The sequence below is a fragment of the Dyella kyungheensis genome (assembly GCF_049913195.1).
Classification (GTDB): Bacteria; Pseudomonadota; Gammaproteobacteria; order Xanthomonadales; family Rhodanobacteraceae; genus Dyella; species Dyella kyungheensis.
In genome coordinates this window covers 1,731,614-1,750,543 of the sequence record NZ_CP183983.1, presented here as the reverse complement: position 1 = coordinate 1,750,543, position 18,930 = coordinate 1,731,614, and the positions used below count along the sequence as shown (strand labels likewise).

Sequence of the window (18,930 nt, the reverse complement as noted above, 5' to 3'; positions counted from 1 at the left end):
TTGGGGCAAGGTCCGATTGTGCCAAGCGGGGCGTAGTAAGTCAGTAGCGACTGACTCAGCTTGGCGGTGCCTGAAAAGGCGGCGGCCCTGCCAGCCACACCCCGGCACCCGAATCATTCGCTACCGTTGCTCCCTTCCGGGCCTGGCGGAATTTACGAACTATCGTCGCGGGGGGACCGACAGGGCCACCATAGAGACGTACATTGTGCGCCGACTCAGGGTCGGTGCCCGGTTTCACTCACTGGCGGAGAGGGCGGGATTCGAACCCGCGATACGGGGATAAGCCGTATACACACTTTCCAGGCGTGCTCCTTCAACCACTCGGACACCTCTCCGCAATGGTGAAACCGCTCGCCAGAGCCTAAAGGCCCCGGCAAAGAGGCGAAAGGATAACGGGACGGCGCCCTTCACACAAGATAGCCGCCCTGTCCGCGTCTCATTCCTGCGGCACGTCCCGCAGGAAAACCGGCAAATCCGTCGCGGGCGGCTTGACCGGCACCTGGTAGAACATGTCCGCCACGAAACCACGGTGATAGGTGGCGTGATTGACCACATGCAGCACGATGTCCTCGCGGCTCATGCGCCCTTCCCCGCCGCCGATGAACTGGAAGTCCACTACTTCGGCGGCCTGCTCGGGCGTCAACGAGGTGGCGTAGTCCAGGTACCAGGCATTCATGGCCTGCTGGCGTGACCACAGGTCATCGAAGCTCAACGGCTCGGGCGTGTTGCGACTCGTATAACCGTGCGCGCGTCCCTGCAGGTGCGCCTGGAAGATGTCGTCGACCACCCAGCTGTGAGTGAGCGTGCGCAGCATGTTTCCGAAGATGGTGGCGCGTGGCGCCGTCGAGGCGCCTTCCGGCAGGGCGGCGACGGCGCGATAGGTCAGCTGGTCGGCCCAGGCGCGGTAGCGCAGCAGCTTGCGAACATGGAGTGTGGACATGGGAATGGAGATTCCAGAGGGAGTGGTTAACCGGCTTCGGGGCGCGGCGGCATAGGCGACGGCAGCGCGATGCGCTCGCCCGTACGCGCGATGGTGTAGCCCCGCGCTGCCAATGCCTGTCCATCCGCCTCGCTACCGTAGTGATACAGCCGCAGGCGCGAACGCCAGGCTTGCGGGTATTCGCGCTCTATATCTTCGATGCCAGTGTGCGAAGGGTTACCTATCAGGCCGCAATCGTGGGCAATGAGCTCCGCCCCGTCGGCCACGCGGGCCAGCACTTCAGGGATCGGCCGGGTGTCGCCGGTATAGGCGAAGCTGCCCGCCAAGGCCACGCCATAGGAGGTCCCGGCCATGTGGTGGCGCGTGCCGAAGACGTCGAACCACTGGCCATCCAGCCAGAAGCCGCGCGTGCACGGCACCAGCCGGAACGCTTCCCAGAAATTGACGCCGCCCTCGGCCAGCACGTTCGGATAATCCGCCACGCGTGCCTGCAGCCAGGGCAGCAGGCCGGCATGCACGAACACCTGTGTGCGTCCGCGCCACTGCTCGTCGAACCACAGGCGGAAGAACAGACGCTCCATGCCGCCGATGTGATCCATGTGCGTATGCGTGATGTACAACGCGCGTGGCGGTTCGCCGTACGCGGCGAGATAGCGGTCCAGCGTATCGGGGCCGCAGTCGATCAGCAGCACGGGCTTGCCGTCGCGCTCGAGCACCACCGCCGAGGAACCCAGTTCCACGGCATGCGCCGCACCTACGCCCAGGAAATGCAGAGACCAGTTCATGCTCTCAGGGTACGCTCGTAGCGATAGATCAGGGGTTTCCACAACTGTTCCTCGAAGGCCGCCTCGCCTTGCGCCGCCGCGCCCAGCTTCACCAGCGAACGGCGCAGGCGCGCGAGGTTGGCCTGCTGCCAGCTATCGGCGGGATCGCGTTGGCGGCCGCGGTCGAAGTCGATCAGGTAGAGCTCGTCGTCCGTCACCAGCACATTGTGCGCGTTGAGGTCGGCGTGCCAGATGCCCGCGCGATGAAAACGCGCGACCAGGGCACCTACCAACTCGGCCATTTCGCCATCCATCTGCCCGGATGCCAGGCATTCGGCCAGCGTTTGCGCGTGCTCGATGCGACGGGTCATCAGATCGGCCGTGTAGAACAGTCCCGCGCGAACATAACGGCAGGCCACCGGCTGCGCGCTGGGCAAGCCCAATGAGGCGATGAGGCCCAGCAAGCGGAATTCGGCAAAGCTGCGCGTGTGCTCGGCGCCACTCCAGAGATAGCGGTCGCCCATCAGTTTCGCCACCATGCCGCCGCGTCGATAATGCCGCAGTACGCACTCGCCGGCCGGCGTGTCGAGGATGGCTACGCCGCCACGGCCACCCGATTGCTGGCGCAGGGCACCGCGTTCGCGCCACGCTTCGGGCTCGAACCAGTCATCCTCGACTTGTGGCGACACCGCGGCGTCGAACAGAATCGCACCAGCGGCGCCCTCGCGAATTCGTTCCTGCATCGCCATCGTTGCTTCAGATGCCCGCCCCGAGCCCTCAGTCCCATGATTCTAGCCTAATGCCCACGCCCGCCTCGATCTGCCTGCTGCGAACGTCCGCCATCGGCGACGTCACCCATGTCGTGCCGCTGGTGCGAACCCTGCAAGCGGCCTGGCCGCAGGCCAGCCTCACCTGGATCATTGGCAAGCTCGAACGCAAGCTGGTGGGCGACCTGCCCGGGGTGAACTTCGTGACCTTCGACAAGGGTGCGGGTTTTGCCGGCATGCGCGCGGTGGGCGACGCCTTGAACGGCCAGCGCTTCGACGCGTTGCTGCAGATGCAGGTGGCCTTGCGCTCCAACCTGCTGAGCCTGTTCATCAAGGCCGATCGCCGCATCGGCTACGACAAGGCGCGCGCCAAGGATGGACACGGCCTGGTGATCGGCGAACGCATTCCCGCCCGCACCGGCGAACACGTGCTCGATGCCCTGGGCAGCTTCTGCGAGCCGCTGGGCCTGAAGCAGACCGAGGTGCGCTGGGATATTCCCATTCCCGAGGAAGCCCATGCCTGGGCCGCCGAGCAGCTGCCGGGCGAGCAGCCGACCCTGCTGGTCAGCCCCACCTCCAGCCATGCGCTGCGCAACTGGCAGGCCGAACGCTACGCCGCGGTGATGGATCATGCCGCCGCGAAAAATTGGCGCGTGGTGCTGGTGGGCGGCCCTTCCGCCTTCGAACGCAGCATGGCCGATGCCGTGCTCGCCGCCTGCCGACACGCCCCCATCGACCTCACCGGCAAGGACACGCTGAAGAAAATGATGGCGATGCTGATGCGCGCCCCGATGCTGCTGACGCCCGACTCCGGCCCCATGCACATGGCCAACGCCGTCGGCTGCAAGGTGCTTGGGCTGCACGCCGCCAGCAATCCGAATCGCTCCGGCCCCTATTCCGACCGCCGCTGGTGCGTGGACAAGTACAACGAGGCGTCGTTGAAGTATCTGGGCAAACCGGCGAGCGAGATTCCGTGGGGAAGCAAGATCGAAAGGCCGGGCGTGATGGATCTGATCGGCGTGGATGAGGTGATCGAACGCTTTGAGGCGTGCGCCGAGCACCTGGGTCTATAAGTTTCACTGTGGGAGCGCACCCTGTGCGCGACAAACCTACGGAGCGATACACCGGAACGTGGCTGTCGCGCACAGGGTGCGCTCCCACAGGGTTGATCCCGACGCAATTACTTGGCGCGGTAATCCTGATAAGACTTCTCTTCCACCAGCTGCGAACCAAGCTTCAGATTGATCTCACGCTTCACCGCGGCGCGCACGTCGTTCTCGAAATACACCGCACGCGCCAGTTCGATGAACTCGGCGTCGAAGGCCTGCGCTTTTTCTTTCAGGCGGATGCGGTCTTCGATATCCCACAACGACTCGTTCACCGTGAGCAGGCGTGCGCGTTCGTCGGCGATATCCGTTTTGGACGCCGGATGATTGGCCCAGGTGGCGTTGAGCAGGTCCAGCTCGGTGCGCACGTTGGCCACCTTGGCGGCGTCGGTGATCTGCCGGGACTTGATCTCCAGGATGGTGATCTTGTCGATCAGTTCGCCATAGGAAACCGGAACTTGGATAAGGCTCATGACAACTCCGAAAGGCATGGCATTCGCATCGTGCCGAAAGGGTCACGACGGCTGGCCGGAAAAGTGCACATGATAGAGGGTCTTTGGGTGGATCATTCAGTCCGCCATTCAGCCTGCCTCGCTAGACTGGTCACGCAACATTTCCCAATGGAGAGAAAGTCCATGTTCAACCCCCGTATCGCCGTGTTGTCCCTGGCAGCCCTGCTGGCCATCAGCCCCCTTGCCGCCAGCGCCCAGCAGGCGTCGCGCAACGGCGTGCTGGTCCGCAACGACGGCATCTACCTCCGCTGTGACCAGTGCGGCACGGTGGAATCGATCGACCAGAACATTACCCAGGGCAACGACCACAGCATGGCCGGCACCATCATCGGCGGCATCGCCGGCGGCGTGCTGGGCAACCAGGTCGGCAAGGGCAAGGGCAACACGCTGGCCACGGTGGCCGGTGCCGTCGGCGGCGGTTACGCGGGCAACCGCATCGGCGCCAACAGCGGCCGTCCGAACGCCAGCTACACCTTGCACATCCGCATGGGCAACGGTGCCTACAGCAACGTGACCGTGCCCGATGCCAGCGCCATCCGTACCGGCGACCTGGTGCAGATCGATCCGCAGGGCAATATCGTCCGCATCCAGTAACGGGCGGGCTTGAGGTTCAAACGAAAAGCCGACCTGCGAGGGTCGGCTTTTTCGTGGCTGGATTCAGCGTGCGGCCCGGCGGACACGCGCCTCGATATCGTCGAGGAAAGCCGGTGGCAAGACCGCGCGCACGGGCACCGACCACCAGTGCGCCTGGGCCAGGGCGCGGCATTTCACGGCGTCCTTCTCGGTCATCAGCACCGGCTTGCCATCGTCGAACGAAAGATCGCCCGGCACGAATGCGTGATGATCGGCAAAAGGATGTTCGATCACTTCCAGCCCTTGCGCGCGCAGGCTGGCGAAGAAGCGCGCCGGGTTGCCGATGGCGGCCACGGCATGCACGGTCTGGCCGGCAAAATCGGACAGCGGCTTGGCGTGATCGTCGAACAACGCCCTGACCGTCGCGCCCCGCAACTCCATCGGAATATCGCCCGGCGCCAGCACGCCACCGTTGCACACGCGGTAGTCGACCTTCTCCAGGCGCGACATCGGTTCGCGCAGCGGGCCGGCCGGCAGCAGGCGGCCATTGCCGAACCGGCGCACGCCGTCGATCACGCAAATTTCCAGGTCGCGCGCGAGGGCATAGTGCTGCAGACCATCGTCGGCGATCACTACATCGCAGCCGGCTTCGATCAGCAGTTTCGCGGCGGCCGGTCGGTCGCGTCCCACCGCGACCGGCACGCCACTGGCGCGAATCAGGCAGGGTTCGTCGCCGACCTGCGCGGGATCGGGCGAGGCATCGAGTAACACGGGAAGCGTCTGCGTGCTGCCATAACCGCGGCTCACCACGCCCGGCGCGAGGCCACGTGTGCGCAGCGCTTCGGCCAGTGCGATGGTCAAAGGCGTCTTGCCGGTGCCGCCCACGCTCAGGTTGCCGATGACGATCACCGGCACAGGCAAACGCTCACTGCGCAGAACGCCAAGGCGATACAGCCGGCGCCGCAACGCGACGATGCCGCCATAGAGCCACGACAGCGGCCCTGTCCACCACGGCGCAGGTGCCGTGCCGTACCAGGCCGATTCGAGGCGTTCGGCCAGCGTCATGCCGCGGCCTCAGTCACTGGCCTGGCTGTGGAACTGCATGCGGTGGAGCGCGGCGTAATGGCCGTTCGCGGCCAGCAGTTCGGCATGCGTGCCGCGCTCGACGATGCGGCCTTGATCCATCACGGCGATCTGGTCGGCATGTTCGATGGTCGACAGGCGATGCGCGATCACCAGCGTGGTGCGGTCCTTCATCAGTCCCTGCAGCGCTTGCTGGATCAGGCGCTCGGATTCGGTATCCAGCGCACTGGTCGCCTCGTCGAGCACCAGGATCGGCGCGTTCTTGAGGATCGCGCGCGCAATCGCCAGGCGCTGACGCTGGCCACCGGAAAGCAAATTGCCGCCCTGCCCGATCACGCTATGGATGCCTTGCGGCATCTTCTGGATGAATTCCCACGCGTTCGCCGCCTGCGCCGCCGCGATGATGTCGGCTTCGCTGGCATCAGCCAGCTCGCCATAGGCGATGTTTTCCGCCACGGTGCCGTCGAACAACACCACGCTTTGCCCGACCCAGGCGATCTGCCGGCGCAACGATGCGAGCGTGACGCTCTCGTAGTCGTGGCCGTCGAGCAGGATGTGTCCCGTCGTCGGCGCGTTGAAGCGAGGCAGCAGGCTGACCAGGCTGCTCTTGCCGCTGCCCGATCGCCCCACCAAGGCGGTGACCGTCCCCGGCGCGCAGTGCAGGTTGATCCCGCGCAAGGCTTCGAACTCGCCGCGCGGATATACCAGCCCCACGTTCTCGAAACGGATGTCGCCCTGCGTGCGTTCCAGCACACGCGTGCCCACATCCACCTCGGGCGCCGTATCGATGATCTCGAACAGGTTCTCGGCCGCGGAGATGCCGCTTTGGATGTTCGACTGGATATTCGCCAGCCGCTTCAGCGACGGCATCATGCCGCCCATGGCGGTCAGCACGGTGATGAACACACCGGCGGACATGTGCTGGATTTCGAACGGCCGCGTGGCCAGAAACACCATCACCGCCAGCGCGAGCGCCGCCACGGTCTGGATGGCGGTGCTCGACTGCGCGTTGGTGGACGCAATCTTGAGGTTCAGTCGACGCGTGCTGTCGGTGACATCCCTGAAGCGCGCGGCCGCCTGTTCCTGGCCACCGTAGATGCGGATCTCGCGATGCGCCTCAACGGATTCTTCGACCGTGCCGGTTACCGAACCCATCATGCCCTGGATGCGGCGGCTGATCGAACGATAGCGACGGCTGACGATGCCGGCGATCAGCATGATCAGCGGCACCATCACGAACAAGGCCAGCGTGAGGTAGGCACTGGTGCTCAGCATCACGTAGATGAAGCCGATCACAGTGACACCTTCGGTCACCACCACCTTCACCGAATCAGTCGAAGCGGACGCCACCTGTTCGCTGGTATAGGTGATGCGCGAAACCTGATGCCCGGAATGCTCCTGGCCGAAGAATGTCGCCGGCAGGCGCAGGTACGCGCCAAACACGTCGCGCTGCATCGCGTTGACCACGTTGCGGCCGATGTAAGCCACGCCGTAACTGCTGGCGAAGGTGCCGACACCGCGCACCAGGAAGATCAGCACGATCCAGATCGGCATCCAGAAAATCAGTACCGGATCCTTGTCGACAAACAGCTTGTCGATCATCGGCTTCAGAAGCTTGGTGAACACGGCCAGGCCACCGCCGTCGATGATCATGCCGGCGATGGCGATCACGCCCACCACCCAGAAGCGCCTGGTGTAGCCGAACAGGCGCTTGTAGATCTGGCGCGTGTGCGCGTCCCAGATCTTTACCTTGCCGTTGCTCACTGAGCGTTATCCGCCTGGCTGGGAGTCGTCGCAATCGACAGCTTGGTAAAGCCCAGCTGCCCAAGCGCATCCATCGCCGTGACCACGTTCTGGTGCGGCGTCATCGCATCGGCGCGAATGGTGACCTGACGCTCGCGATCGTCGCCGGCGACATTGGCAATCGCCTGCTTCAGCGGGTCGACACCTTCGCCGTGCACTTCATCGCTGCCCACGAAGAAGTGTCCGTCGCGATCCACCACCACAGTGAGCGCGGGTGCCTGCATGTCGCGTTCTTCCGCGCTGGCCTTGGGCAAGGTCACCTGCATCCGCGAGTGTTGAATGAAGGTGGTGGTCAATACGAAAAACATCAGCAGGGTAAGCAGCACGTCGATCAGCGAGATCACGTTGATCTCGAAGTCGTCTTGCCGACGGTCGTTGCCGATACGCATGCGTCAGCTCGCGCTCGTCTCGGTGGTGGCGGCGGCGCGCGGCGCACGCGTGCGCGGAGCCGGTGCAGGCTGGTTCACGGTCAGCTCGTCGAGCAGCGCGGTGGCCTGCTTTTCCATCTCCACGCAATAACCGGCCACTTTGGAACGGAAATAGCGATGCAGCACGTAAGCCGGAATGGCCACGATCAGGCCGGTGGCGGTACAGATCAGCGCTTCGCCGATGCCGCCGGCCATCTTCATGGGATCGCCCACGCCGCCTCGCATCACTTCCATGAACATGCGGATCAGGCCGATCACGGTGCCGAGCAGGCCCAGCAACGGACCGATCAGCGCGATGGTGCCGAGCGTGTTGAGGTAGCGCTCCATGCGATGCACGACATGGCGGCCGGTGTCCTCGATGCGCTCCTTGATGAGCTCACGCGGTCGGTTGCGCACGGCCAGCGCGGAGGCCAGCAGTTCGCCCAGCGGCGAACCGTTCGCCAGCGTGCTCAGATGATTCGGATCGAGCTGGCCCGAACGCGCCCAGTTGCGTACTTCCTCGCCCAGGCCGGGCGGCAGCACCGATTTGCGGCGCAGGGTAAAGCAACGCTCCAACACGATCGCCAGGGCGACCGCCGAACAAATCAGGATGGGCAGCATCGCCCAACCACCCGCCATCAAGATATCCAGCACAACGACTCCGAGCCACTTCGATCGTCAGGAAGGCCGCATCATAACAGTCTGGCCCGGCCGTTCCGCGGCACCGGTGGCAGTTGCGGAAGGCGCTTCTTGGGGCCGCCGATGGCGCCCGCAAGGCGCCGGGGCTCATTCGCGCCAGTAGCGAGACTGGCGTTGCCGCCAGGTGTCCGCGACATAGGGCGGCCCGTCCGGCGGCGCGTTGACCTGGATGGCGCCCGATGTCGCCGTATTCAGCCATGGCACCCCGGCTTCGTCGTAGCGCTTCATCACCACCGGGCTGGGATGATGGAAGCGGTTGCGCCAGCCCGCCGACACCAGGGCCAACGCAGGTGAAACCGACTGGATGAAGGCCGCGCTGGATGAGGTCTTGCTGCCGTGGTGGGGAACCGACAGCACCAGCGGCGGCCCGTCTGCCAGGGCGTCCGCCATCGCCGGTTCGATGGCTGCCGTGATGTCGCCGGTCAGCAGCGCGCGGCCGCCCGCCCCTTCCACCAGCAGGACGCAGGAGCGGTCGTTGGCTGGGCCGTCAATCCTTCCCGACGACAGTACGCGCACGCTCACGCCGTCCCATCGCCACGTCTTGCCGGCCTCGCACGGTGCCATCGCGATGGGCAGGCGCTCGGGCTCGCCTGACATGCGCTCGGCAGCGGGAAACTGAGCAGCAACTGCGGGGATGCCGCCGGCATGATCGTTGTCGGCGTGGCTGGCGACGAGCAAGTCGAGGTGTTCGATGCCCAGCGCGTGTAGCGAAGGAAGCACGGCCGCTTCGCCCAGGTCGAACTCGGATGGGTAGCGCGCACCCGCGTCGTAGACGAGCGCGTGGTGTTCAGTGCGAACCACCACCGACAAACCCTGCCCCACGTCCAGCATCCATAGCTGGAAGCCGCCTTGCGTGGGCAACATTCGCGACGGAAAAAGCAGCGGCAGGAACAACACGCCGCCCAGCCATCGCATCGGCATGCCGCGCGGTGCAAACAGCCAGAGCGCGCCCAGGGTCGCCAACACCAGCGCCCATCCGCCGACTTCGGGCAGATACCAGTGCGCGCCCGGCCAGGTGGCCATCTTCTCGAGCAGCCACCATTGCGCATGGGACAGCCACGCCGCACCCACGAACACGGGTTTCGCCAGCGGCGGGCAGATGCCCAGCAGGATCATGCCGACCAGCGTGACGGGCACGATGACGAAGCTGACGAACGGCACCGCGATCAGGTTCGAGAGCGCGCCGACCAGGGACGATTCGCCAAAGAACCAGATCGTCAGCGGCATCAGCGAAAGCGTCATCACCAACTGGCCGGCGGACAGCTCATGCAGAAATCCGTGCAGGCCTTTGCCTCGCATTGACATGCAGACCATCAGGAAGGCCACGCCGATGAAGGACAGCCAGAAGCCTGCGGACAACACCGACAGCGGGTCGACCAACAGCACGGCCACCAGCGCCAGCGAGAGCGTCTGCGCGCCCGTCGGGTGGCGCCGCGAACAACGCGCCAGCGCCACGATGCCGATCATCAGCAAGGTGCGCACGGTCGGCAGGCCAAAGCCGGCCAAGGCGCTGTACACCCCGGCCACGCCCATCGCCGCCATGGCTTGGGCCTGGACCCTGGGCAGCCGCCACCCGCACCGTGGAAACAGCAGATAGACGAATCTCGCCAACCACACGCCGAACAAAGCCGCCACGCCCACGTGGAAGCCGGAGATGGCGATGAGGTGCGGAATGCCGTTTGCCCGCGCCACCTCCCAATCGTGCTGACTCAGTCCCCGCGTGTCGCCCACGGAAAAAGCCTGCAGCAACGCGGCGTCGTGGGCATCGCCCACCCGTTCGGCGATGGCGCGGCTGATTGCTGCGCGAACGGCATTGATACAGAACGGCGTGGCTCCCAGCGGCACGTTCTCCGCACCGTCGCGCACGTAGCCCACCGCCACGATGTTACGTTCGAGCGCACTGCGCTCGCTGTCGGTGCCGCCGGGATTGAGCAGTCCACGGGGACGCTTGAGGCGCAGGCTGAGTTGCCAGCGGCTGCAGGGCTGTATGTCGGCGGCGTCTCGGTACCAGCTCACCCGCACGCGCCCGTGCAACGGCGACGAGGTGTCGCCAAGCGTGGCATCGTCGACGTTCAGCAGGAAACTCGTGGCGTCATTGCCCACCAGCGGCAGATCGGCGACACGGCCCACGACGGTCATGTCCTGCCCTTCCCGATCGCGCGGCAGCCGCGCGTCCATCGCGGTGCTACCGCGCCAGCACGCCCAGGCGATACCAAGAAGGCACCAGGCCAGCGCACGGCCGTATGCGCCAAAGCGAAGCAGCATGCATGCCATCGCAGCGAGTGCGCTGCATACCCAGGCAGGCGGCAGCACCACCAGCCACTGCACGGCAAGTACGCCGAGCAGCAGCATGATCGCCGGCACGAGCGCACCGTCCTTGCGCACTTCCGTCCCCTCCCTGCGGAAGGCCTCAGGTTAGTGCGTGCGAAACGACGATGACGCCGAAAAACGTGTAGGCCTCAAACACGAAGGCCGCCTTGCTGCGCCTCGGCCGTCAGGCGTGGATCTTTTCCACCAGGCTGCCGTTATGCAGCTCCAGCGTGCGATCCATGCGTTTGGCGAGACGGTTGTCGTGCGTGACCAGGATGAAGCTGGTGCCGATCTCGCGATTGAGTTCGATCATCAAGTCGTAGACCTGCGCCGCATTGGTCTCGTCGAGATTGCCGGTGGGCTCGTCGCCGAGCACCACGGCCGGACGCGTCACCAGGGCGCGCGCTACGGCGCTGCGCTGGCGTTCGCCGCCCGAGAGTTCGGACGGCTTGTGATGCAAGCGCTGACCCAGTCCCACCCGACCCAACAGCGCCGCCGCCTCGCGCTCGGCCTCGCTGATGGACACGCCGCGGATCAGCAGCGGCATGCACACATTTTCCAGCGCGGTGAATTCCGGCAGCAGGTGATGGAACTGGTAGATGAAGCCCATCGAGCGGTTGCGCACGCGGCCGCGCTCGGCATCGGAAAGGCTGGACAGGTTGCGTCCATCCACTTCCACTTCGCCACGCGTCAGCGTGTCCAGGCCGCCGAGGATATGCAGCAGCGTGCTCTTGCCCGAACCGGACGCACCCACGATGGCCAGCGTCTCGCTGCGCTTCAGCGTGAAACTCACGTCGGACAGCACGTCGGTTTTCAGGTCGCCTTCTTCGTACGTCTTGGCGATGTGGCTTGCGCGCATCACCACGTCGTTGGCGGGATGGTTCGGCTTATTCATAACGCAGCGCCTGCGCGGGCTGGGTGCGCGACGCACGCCAAGCGGGATAGAGGGTGGCCAGCAAGGAGAACAGGAAGGTGACCAGCGCCACCCAGCCCACGTCGCTCGCCAGCAGTTTGCTCGGCAACTCGCTGATGTAATAGACGTCCGGCGAGAGGAAGGTGACGCCGGTGACATGCTCGATCCACTTCACGATGGCAGGCAGCTTCCAGGACAGCAGCGAACCCAGGCCCACGCCGAAGCCGATGCCGACGAAACCCACCAGCACACCCTGCACCATGAACATGCCCATGATGCTGCGCGGGGTGGAACCGAGCGTGCGAAGGATCGCGATATCCGCCTGCTTGTCGGTCACCAGCATCATCAGCATCGAGATGAGGTTGATCACGGCGACCAGGATGATCAGCGAGAGGATGATGAACATCACCTTCTTCTCCATCGAAATGGCGGAGAAGAAGTTGGCGTGGCTGTCCATCCAGGTATCCACGCGGTAGACCTGGCCCAGCTGATCGGCCAGCTCGCGCGCCACCCCGCGCGCGTTGAACATGTCGTCGAGTTTCAGGCGAATGCCGGTCGGGCCACCCAGGCGATTGAGCCGCTCGGCATCGGTCATGTTGACCAGGGCCAGGCCCGAATCGAATTCCTGCATGCCCATTTCGAACACGCCGGTCACCGTGAAGGTACGCAGGTTCGGCACGCTGCCGGTGATCGGCGAAGACTGGAACGCGGGCACCGCCACGATCACCTTGTCGCCTACCGACACGCCCAGCTGCATGGCCAGTTCGCGGCCCAGCACGATATGCCAGCTCCCCGGCGTCAACTCGCCGAGCTTGCCTTCGACCATGTGCTGGTCGATGTCGGAAACCTTGGGTTCCTGCGCCGGCTCGATGCCGCGCAACATGCCGCCGGTGGAGCGACGGGCCTGCAGGAAGGCCTCGCTTTCCACGTAGGGGGCGGCGCCCAGCACATGCTTGTTGTCGCCGGCGATCTTCACTGCGCGCGGCCAATCCTGCACCGCTTCACCCGGCATGCCGGACACCGTGGCGTGCGAAATGGCGCCAAGGATGCGCGAGCGCAACTCGTCATCGAAGCCGTTCATCACCGACATCACCGTGATCAGCGCGGTCACGCTGATGGCGATGCAGACGATGGAGACGGTCGAAATGAAGGAGATGAATTGATTGCGACGCTTGGCGCGGGTGTATCGCAGGCCGATGAAAAGCTCTAGCGGTCGGAACATTAGGGCGGTCGCTTATGGGGTTCGAAGGGGCTGGCCGCCCGAATGCTGACGATTATCGCCTGTAACGCGGCTAAACCGTAGGACCGCGGCCCGAGGCGTAAGTGCCCGATGCCTCGACCTGGGCCAGACGCATGCGCAGGCGGCGGCGGATATCGGCGTCACTGTTGTCGGGCGCCAGCAGCAGCGCTACCTGGCCCCGGCCGGCCAGCGACAGCCGCAGCCATACGACCTGCTCGCCGATCACCCGATACGAAGCCAGTGTTGCCGCCGTGTCCTGGTCGCCCCGCCATCTCAAGCTCCAGCCCCCGTCACGTGCCCAGCCGGCGGCCTGCACGGCTACGCCAGACCAGCGCAACAGCGTCCGCCACAGAGTCAGACCTATGGCAACGCTGATGGCGAGCTTGGCCAGCCACGGGACAGCGCTCATCCACACGGCGAGCGTGGCGAGGACGGAAACGAGGAACAGCAGACGCCTCAACCAGCGCGACGGCCGATATTCAAAGCCGATGGCGGGTGCGGATGTCATCGATGATCGCCTGCCAGTCCGGACGCGTCGCCTTGGCGTGGCCCATCACCCAGTCCCACAGGTCAGGGTCCTGCACGTCGAGGAGTTCATCGAAGGCCTGGCGCTGGGCTTCGTCGGCACCGGCAAAGCGCTCGTCGAGCCAGCCGCCGAACAGGGCGTCGAGCTCGCGGGTGCCGCGGCGGGTGCGCCAGCGGAGGCGTTTGATGCGGGCTTCGTCCATTGCGATACGCCTCCTGGCTTCTACTTCCTCTCCCCTCCGGGGAGAGGATTGAGGTGAGGGGTCAATCTTGCCTCAGTTTATCTAGGCCAGATTGGAGGTTCTTTCGCGAGCACCCGCCCCTCACCCTGCTCTCTCCCCTCCGGGGAGAGGGAAGAGCAACACCCTTAGGTCCGACGCTCGACGATCAACTTCTTGATCTCCGCAATCGCCTTCGCCGGGTTCAGACCCTTCGGGCAGGTGCGGGCGCAGTTCATGATCGTGTGGCAGCGATACAGCTTGAACGGATCTTCCAGATCGTCCAGACGCGCACCGGTGTCCTCATCGCGGCTGTCGATGATCCAGCGATATGCCTGCAGCAGGATGGCCGGACCGAGGTAGCGGTCGCCGTTCCACCAGTAGCTCGGGCAGCTGGTCGAGCAGCAGGCGCACAGGATGCACTCGTAGAGACCGTCGAGCTTCTTGCGGTCTTCCGGCGACTGCAGGCGCTCCTTGTCGGCCGGCGCCGGGCTCTGCGTGCGCAGCCACGGCTTGATCGAGGCGAACTGCGCGTAGAAGTGCGTGAGGTCGGGCACCAGATCCTTCACCACCGGCATATGCGGCAGCGGATAGATCTTCACGTCGCCCGAGGCGCAATCCTCGATCGCCTTGGTGCAGGCCAGCGTATTGGTGCCGTCGATGTTCATCGCGCACGAACCGCAGATGCCTTCGCGGCACGAACGGCGCAAGGTGAGCGTCGAGTCGATCTCGTTCTTGATCTTCAGCAGCGCGTCCAGAACCATCGGGCCGCACGAAGCCATGTCGACTTCGTACGTATCGATGCGCGGGTTCTGGCCGTCGTCCGGGCTCCAGCGATAGATGCGGAACGTGCGCGGCTTCTTGGCGTCCTTGGCCGGGAAATGCTTGCCCGGCTGGACCTTGGAATTCTTGGGTAGCGAAAACTCAGCCACAGTGGCTCTCCAGTCCGGGTATCAGTAAGTGCGCTTTTTCGGCGGCACGACGTCGACGTCTTTCGTCATGGTGTACATGTGCACCGGACGGAAATCGAACTCGGCCTTGCCGGCTTCATCGACCGACACCATGGTGTGCTTCTGCCACACATGGTCGTCGCGGTCCGGGAAGTCCTCGCGGGCATGCGCGCCGCGGCTCTCGTGACGCTGCTCGGCCGAGTACATCGTAGCCACGGCCTGGTCGAGCAGGTTGGCCAGCTCCAGCGTTTCGATCAGGTCGGAGTTCCACACCAGCGAACGATCGCTGACGCCCACGTCCTTGAACGACTCGCGCACCTTGGAGATCTTCTCGCAACCCTCCTTGAGCGACTCGCCGGTGCGGAACACGGCGGCATCGGACTGCATCGTGCGCTGCATTTCGGCGCGGATCTTCGCGGTCGGCAGGCTGCCCTTGGCATTGCGCAGGCCGTCGAAGCGGGCCAACGCCTTGTCCAGCACGCTGGCCGGCAGGTCCTTGTGCGCCGTGTCCGGCTTGATGAGCTCGGCGCAGCGATGCGACACCGCGCGGCCGAACACCACCAGGTCGAGCAGCGAGTTGGAGCCCAGGCGGTTGGCGCCATGCACGGATACGCAAGCCGCTTCGCCGATGGCGAACAGGCCCGGCACCACGGCATCGACGTCGTCGCCGCGCTTCTGCACCACTTCGCCGTGATAGTTGGTGGGGATGCCGCCCATGTTGTAGTGGACGGTCGGGATCACCGGGATCGGCTCCTTGGTCACGTCCACGCCGGCAAAGATGCGCGCCGATTCGGCGATACCCGGCAGGCGTTCGTGGATCACGTTCGCGCCCAGGTGCATCAGGTTGATGTGGATGTGGTCCTTGTGTTCGCCCACGCCGCGGCCTTCGCGGATCTCCATCGTCATGGCGCGGCTGACCACGTCACGCGAAGCGAGATCCTTGGCGTTGGGCGCATAGCGCTCCATGAAGCGCTCGCCGTTGGAGTTGGTGAGGTAACCGCCTTCGCCGCGCACGCCTTCGGTGATCAGGCAGCCCGAACCGTAGATGCCGGTCGGATGGAACTGCACGAACTCCATGTCCTGCAGCGCGAGGCCCGCGCGCAGCACCATGCCGCCGCCGTCGCCGGTGCAGGTATGCGCCGAGGTGGCGCTGAAGTAGGCGCGGCCGTAACCGCCGGTCGCCAGCACCACCGCGTGGCCGCGGAAGAAGTGCAAGGTGCCTTCGTTCATGTCCAGCGCGAGCACGCCGCGGCATACACCTTCTTCGTCGAAGATGAGGTCGATGGCGAAGTACTCGATGAAGAACGTGGCGTCATGCGCCAGCGCCTGCTGGTACAGCGTGTGCAGGATGGCGTGACCGGTACGGTCGGCCGCGGCGCAGGTGCGCTGCGCGGTGCCCTTGCCGTAGTGCGTGGTCATGCCGCCGAACGGACGCTGGTAGATCTTGCCTTCCTCGGTACGCGAGAACGGCACGCCGTAGTGTTCCAGCTCGATGATGGCCGGGATCGCCTCGCGGCACATGTATTCGATCGCGTCCTGGTCGCCGAGCCAGTCCGAACCCTTGATCGTGTCGTAGAAGTGGAAGCGCCAGTCGTCCTCGCCCATGTTGCCGAGCGCTGCCGAGATGCCACCCTGCGCCGCCACGGTGTGCGAGCGGGTCGGGAACACCTTGGTGATGCACGCGGCCTTGAGGCCCTTCTCGGCCAGGCCAAAGGTGGCGCGCAGGCCAGCGCCGCCGGCGCCGACCACGATCACGTCGTACTTGTGCTGTTGGATCTTGTAGCTTTCCATCGAATCAGGCTCCCAGCGCCACGCGCAGCACGGCCATCAAGGTGGCCAACGTGCCGAGCACTGCAATGAACTTCACCAGCACCAGGAGGGAAACCTCCAGCCAGCGGGTATGGACGTAATCTTCGATCACCACCTGCAGGCCGAGCACCGCGTGCCAGCACATGGCCAGCACGAAGGCGACCAGCAGCAGGGCGTTCCACGGCTTGGCAATCATGGCGCGCGCAGTGGCGTAGTCGGCGTGCAAGGCGCCCAGCACCGTCACCACGAACCAGATGCCGAGAAACACCAGCGCCGCGGCGGTGACGCGCTGCGTCCACCAATGACCGACACCGGACTGCGCCGAGCCAAGGCCGCGGGCGCGCTTCAGGGGGTTGCGCAACTGCTTGCGCACGTCGTACTGCGGACCGTTGGCGCTCATGCGGCACCTCCGGCGGTCAGCACGTAAGCCCACACGATGATGGTCAGCACCACGCTGCCGATGATCGCGAGCCAGCTGGAACGGACGAACTGCGGGATGCCGTAGCCCATGCCGCCGTCCTGGATCAGATGACGGATGCCGTTGCACAGGTGGAAGAACAGCGCCCAGCTCCAGCCGATCAACAGGATCATGCCGATGGGGCTGCCCAGGCAGGTCTTGAACTGGTTGTAGCTGTCTTCGCCGCTGGCGAGGGAGAACACACCCCACAACACGAGCAAGGTGCCGACGGAGAGGGCGATACCGGTAGCGCGGTGCACGATGGAGGTCACCATCTGCACTTGCCACTTATATATGCCCATGTGGGGAGAGAGCGGTCGTTGCGTGTCTGCCATGGCGGCTATCCTGGGTGGAATCGCTGATGCCCTTTACCGCCCTTCCCGCTCCGACGACGCCGACCCGAGCCGGCGCGGCGAATCAGAAGTCGATACAGCGCCCGTTCTTTTCCCAATCGCCGTAGCGGGTGGGATCGGGGGCCGCTCGCTCCGTCGAAGTCTTGTCCGCGGCCGGAACCGCGGGCACGGGAACCTGCTCCACCGGAGCGGACGCGGGCTTGGACTCAGTTTGGGAGGAGGTATCGGACATGGTGTATGAAAGCCGTAAAAGCGTAATACCTGCGTTAATGCAGTACAACCTTGACGACGGTGTGCTCGTCTGCCAGTAGGGCTCCCGCCCTTGTGACCCGGCCGCCCCGCCCTTATGTCTCCCCCTTATGCCGACAGACCTTACCGCCCAAACCCTGCTGCTCGAAGGCACTGATGCCATTGCATTTGCACAAGCTCAGTTCACCAGCGATGTCCAGTCGCTCGACGTAGGCCGCTGGCAGTTCGGCGCATGGCTCGACGCCCAGGGCCGCGTGCTCGCCTTGTTCCAGCTCGCGCGCATTGCCGACGACGCGTTGCTGCTGCTGTTGCGCGGTGGCGATGCATCGTCGATGGCGCAATCGCTGCAGCGCTTCGTGTTTCGCTCCAAGGTCAAACTGCGCGTCCCCGAACCGTGCGCGCTGGCCACCGGCCCCGCACACGAGACGTACGCCGTGCATCGTGAAGGTGACGCGTACGTGTTCGGTTGCGGCGGGCACAGCATGATCGTCGGAGCCACAGAAGCCGATGATGCGTGGCGATTGCCGCAAGTTCGCGCGGGCTGGCCATGGCTGCCGAACGACGCATTGGGCAACCTGCTTCCGCCCGCGCTATCGCTGGAGCGACTGCAGGCCGTTGCGTTCGACAAAGGCTGCTATCCCGGGCAGGAAATCGTGGCGCGCCTGCACTATCGCGGCGGCCACAAGCGACATATGCATTGCGTCGTATTGTCGCAACCTATCCGCGGGGGCACCGTGCTGCACCATAAGGGCAACAGCAACATTCAATTGCTCGATGTCGCTGGCGACGATGCAACCTTTGAGGCGCTAGCGGTCATAGACGATGGTCTAGTCGATTCGCTGCAAAACGCATCGGACATCGACACGGATGAAAACATTGCGTTGCGCGTCGTGCAGAGTTGGACTGCATGACGAAATACGCAAACGCAAAGATTCACGAACTGATATGACAATGTGAGTGTGACGTGAACCTGAACTGCCAGGCACTTGCCAGATCAGAAACCGGCCACTAGTCTCGCCAACCAATTCGATAGACACCCACTGCCCTGGGTGTCGACATACGCGACGAACCGGAGGGGTCCGGATCAGCGCGACCCGACAGAGATGTCGGTGTATCTACTCCGCCCTTGGCGCGGATGACGTTGCAGGCAACGCGGTCCTTAGTACCCGATCTATGCCCTTGCAGCACCACAAGTTTTGAGTGGCACCGGATCAGCCGCTCGACTGGCCACAATCCCGTGGCAAACCGCCTG

At 64.7% G+C, this 18,930-nt stretch carries 21 protein-coding genes, 1 tRNA gene and 1 other RNA gene; 3 read left to right on the top strand and 20 right to left on the bottom strand.

The features are described from left to right. Nucleotides 1–85 precede the first annotated feature (85 nt). The 5 genes from ffs to ACN9MB_RS07680 all read right to left on the bottom strand — a co-directional run bounded on the left by ffs (nt 86) and on the right by ACN9MB_RS07680 (nt 2,453). An RNA gene (gene ffs, locus ACN9MB_RS07700) (signal recognition particle sRNA small type) lies at nt 86–182 on the bottom strand. 60 nt (nt 183–242) lie between these two features. Then, nucleotides 243–335, bottom strand: a tRNA-Ser gene (locus ACN9MB_RS07695). A gap of 101 nt (nt 336–436) precedes the next feature. Further along, nucleotides 437–940, bottom strand: a complete 504-nt coding sequence (locus tag ACN9MB_RS07690) for a DinB family protein (RefSeq protein ID WP_426271389.1) — start codon at nt 938–940, stop codon at nt 437–439. Between the two features lie 26 nt (nt 941–966). After that, nucleotides 967–1,725, bottom strand: coding sequence for an MBL fold metallo-hydrolase (locus tag ACN9MB_RS07685; RefSeq protein WP_204634520.1), 759 nt, complete (start codon nt 1,723–1,725; stop codon nt 967–969). Continuing rightward, on the bottom strand, nt 1,722–2,453 hold the full coding sequence (locus ACN9MB_RS07680) for a 3-deoxy-D-manno-octulosonic acid kinase (protein WP_426271388.1): 732 nt from the start codon (nt 2,451–2,453) through the stop codon (nt 1,722–1,724). The genes ACN9MB_RS07685 and ACN9MB_RS07680 overlap by 4 nt, the downstream gene beginning before the upstream one ends. Nucleotides 2,454–2,503: 50 nt before the next feature. Here ACN9MB_RS07680 and ACN9MB_RS07675 point away from each other — a divergent pair, with 50 nt between their 5' ends. Beyond that, complete coding sequence (locus tag ACN9MB_RS07675) at nt 2,504–3,544, top strand: glycosyltransferase family 9 protein (protein ID WP_426271387.1); 1,041 nt, start codon at nt 2,504–2,506, stop codon at nt 3,542–3,544. A gap of 107 nt (nt 3,545–3,651) precedes the next feature. Here the strand turns inward: ACN9MB_RS07675 and ACN9MB_RS07670 are convergent, their stop codons facing one another. Beyond that, entirely contained in the window at nt 3,652–4,050 is a 399-nt protein-coding gene (locus tag ACN9MB_RS07670; RefSeq protein WP_204634517.1) for a DUF6165 family protein, read from the bottom strand. Between the two features lie 162 nt (nt 4,051–4,212). Between ACN9MB_RS07670 and ACN9MB_RS07665 the strand changes: the two genes are divergently transcribed. Continuing rightward, complete coding sequence (locus tag ACN9MB_RS07665) at nt 4,213–4,683, top strand: glycine zipper 2TM domain-containing protein (RefSeq protein ID WP_426271386.1); 471 nt, start codon at nt 4,213–4,215, stop codon at nt 4,681–4,683. A gap of 63 nt (nt 4,684–4,746) precedes the next feature. Here ACN9MB_RS07665 and lpxK read toward each other — a convergent pair whose 3' ends face one another. From lpxK to ACN9MB_RS07595, 14 genes are all read right to left on the bottom strand, one after another. Further along, a complete protein-coding gene (lpxK, locus tag ACN9MB_RS07660; RefSeq protein ID WP_426271385.1) occupies nt 4,747–5,727 on the bottom strand; it encodes a tetraacyldisaccharide 4'-kinase in 981 nt (326 codons plus the stop codon). Nucleotides 5,728–5,736: 9 nt separating this feature from the next. Continuing rightward, on the bottom strand, nt 5,737–7,509 hold the full coding sequence (gene msbA, locus ACN9MB_RS07655; protein ID WP_426271384.1) for a lipid A export permease/ATP-binding protein MsbA: 1,773 nt from the start codon (nt 7,507–7,509) through the stop codon (nt 5,737–5,739). Beyond that, nucleotides 7,506–7,937 carry an ExbD/TolR family protein gene (locus ACN9MB_RS07650; RefSeq protein ID WP_426271383.1) on the bottom strand — a complete coding sequence of 144 codons (432 nt, stop codon included), beginning with the start codon at nt 7,935–7,937 and terminating at the stop codon, nt 7,506–7,508. The genes msbA and ACN9MB_RS07650 overlap by 4 nt, the downstream gene beginning before the upstream one ends. A gap of 3 nt (nt 7,938–7,940) precedes the next feature. Continuing rightward, nucleotides 7,941–8,594, bottom strand: coding sequence for a MotA/TolQ/ExbB proton channel family protein (locus tag ACN9MB_RS07645; protein ID WP_204634616.1), 654 nt, complete (start codon nt 8,592–8,594; stop codon nt 7,941–7,943). A 147-nt stretch (nt 8,595–8,741) separates the two neighbouring features. Continuing rightward, on the bottom strand, nt 8,742–11,039 hold the full coding sequence (locus ACN9MB_RS07640; protein ID WP_426271382.1) for a DNA internalization-related competence protein ComEC/Rec2: 2,298 nt from the start codon (nt 11,037–11,039) through the stop codon (nt 8,742–8,744). 109 nt (nt 11,040–11,148) lie between these two features. After that, nucleotides 11,149–11,859 (bottom strand): lipoprotein-releasing ABC transporter ATP-binding protein LolD, encoded by a 711-nt coding sequence (lolD, locus tag ACN9MB_RS07635; RefSeq protein ID WP_426271380.1) that lies wholly within the window; start codon nt 11,857–11,859, stop codon nt 11,149–11,151. Continuing rightward, nucleotides 11,852–13,099 (bottom strand): lipoprotein-releasing ABC transporter permease subunit, encoded by a 1,248-nt coding sequence (locus tag ACN9MB_RS07630; RefSeq protein WP_426271379.1) that lies wholly within the window; start codon nt 13,097–13,099, stop codon nt 11,852–11,854. The genes lolD and ACN9MB_RS07630 overlap by 8 nt, the downstream gene beginning before the upstream one ends. A gap of 70 nt (nt 13,100–13,169) precedes the next feature. After that, entirely contained in the window at nt 13,170–13,625 is a 456-nt protein-coding gene (locus tag ACN9MB_RS07625) for a protein YgfX (RefSeq protein WP_204634509.1), read from the bottom strand. Further along, nucleotides 13,597–13,845: a succinate dehydrogenase assembly factor 2 gene (locus tag ACN9MB_RS07620; protein ID WP_426271377.1), complete on the bottom strand. Its 249-nt coding sequence runs from the start codon at nt 13,843–13,845 to the stop codon at nt 13,597–13,599. Before ACN9MB_RS07620 ends, ACN9MB_RS07625 begins: the two co-directional genes overlap by 29 nt. Before the next feature lie 164 nt (nt 13,846–14,009). Further along, nucleotides 14,010–14,792: a succinate dehydrogenase iron-sulfur subunit gene (locus ACN9MB_RS07615; RefSeq protein ID WP_109125947.1), complete on the bottom strand. Its 783-nt coding sequence runs from the start codon at nt 14,790–14,792 to the stop codon at nt 14,010–14,012. A gap of 21 nt (nt 14,793–14,813) precedes the next feature. Continuing rightward, nucleotides 14,814–16,601 carry a succinate dehydrogenase flavoprotein subunit gene (sdhA, locus tag ACN9MB_RS07610; RefSeq protein ID WP_204634507.1) on the bottom strand — a complete coding sequence of 596 codons (1,788 nt, stop codon included), beginning with the start codon at nt 16,599–16,601 and terminating at the stop codon, nt 14,814–14,816. Between the two features lie 4 nt (nt 16,602–16,605). Beyond that, entirely contained in the window at nt 16,606–17,019 is a 414-nt protein-coding gene (gene sdhD, locus ACN9MB_RS07605) for a succinate dehydrogenase, hydrophobic membrane anchor protein (RefSeq protein WP_204634506.1), read from the bottom strand. Further along, nucleotides 17,016–17,411, bottom strand: coding sequence for a succinate dehydrogenase, cytochrome b556 subunit (sdhC, locus tag ACN9MB_RS07600; RefSeq protein WP_204634505.1), 396 nt, complete (start codon nt 17,409–17,411; stop codon nt 17,016–17,018). Before sdhC ends, sdhD begins: the two co-directional genes overlap by 4 nt. An 82-nt stretch (nt 17,412–17,493) precedes the next feature. Next, a complete protein-coding gene (locus ACN9MB_RS07595) occupies nt 17,494–17,661 on the bottom strand; it encodes a DUF1674 domain-containing protein (RefSeq protein WP_426271375.1) in 168 nt (55 codons plus the stop codon). A 127-nt stretch (nt 17,662–17,788) separates the two neighbouring features. Here ACN9MB_RS07595 and ACN9MB_RS07590 point away from each other — a divergent pair, with 127 nt between their 5' ends. Then, nucleotides 17,789–18,589: a YgfZ/GcvT domain-containing protein gene (locus ACN9MB_RS07590; protein WP_426271373.1), complete on the top strand. Its 801-nt coding sequence runs from the start codon at nt 17,789–17,791 to the stop codon at nt 18,587–18,589. The last annotated feature ends 341 nt before the right edge of the window (nt 18,590–18,930 follow it).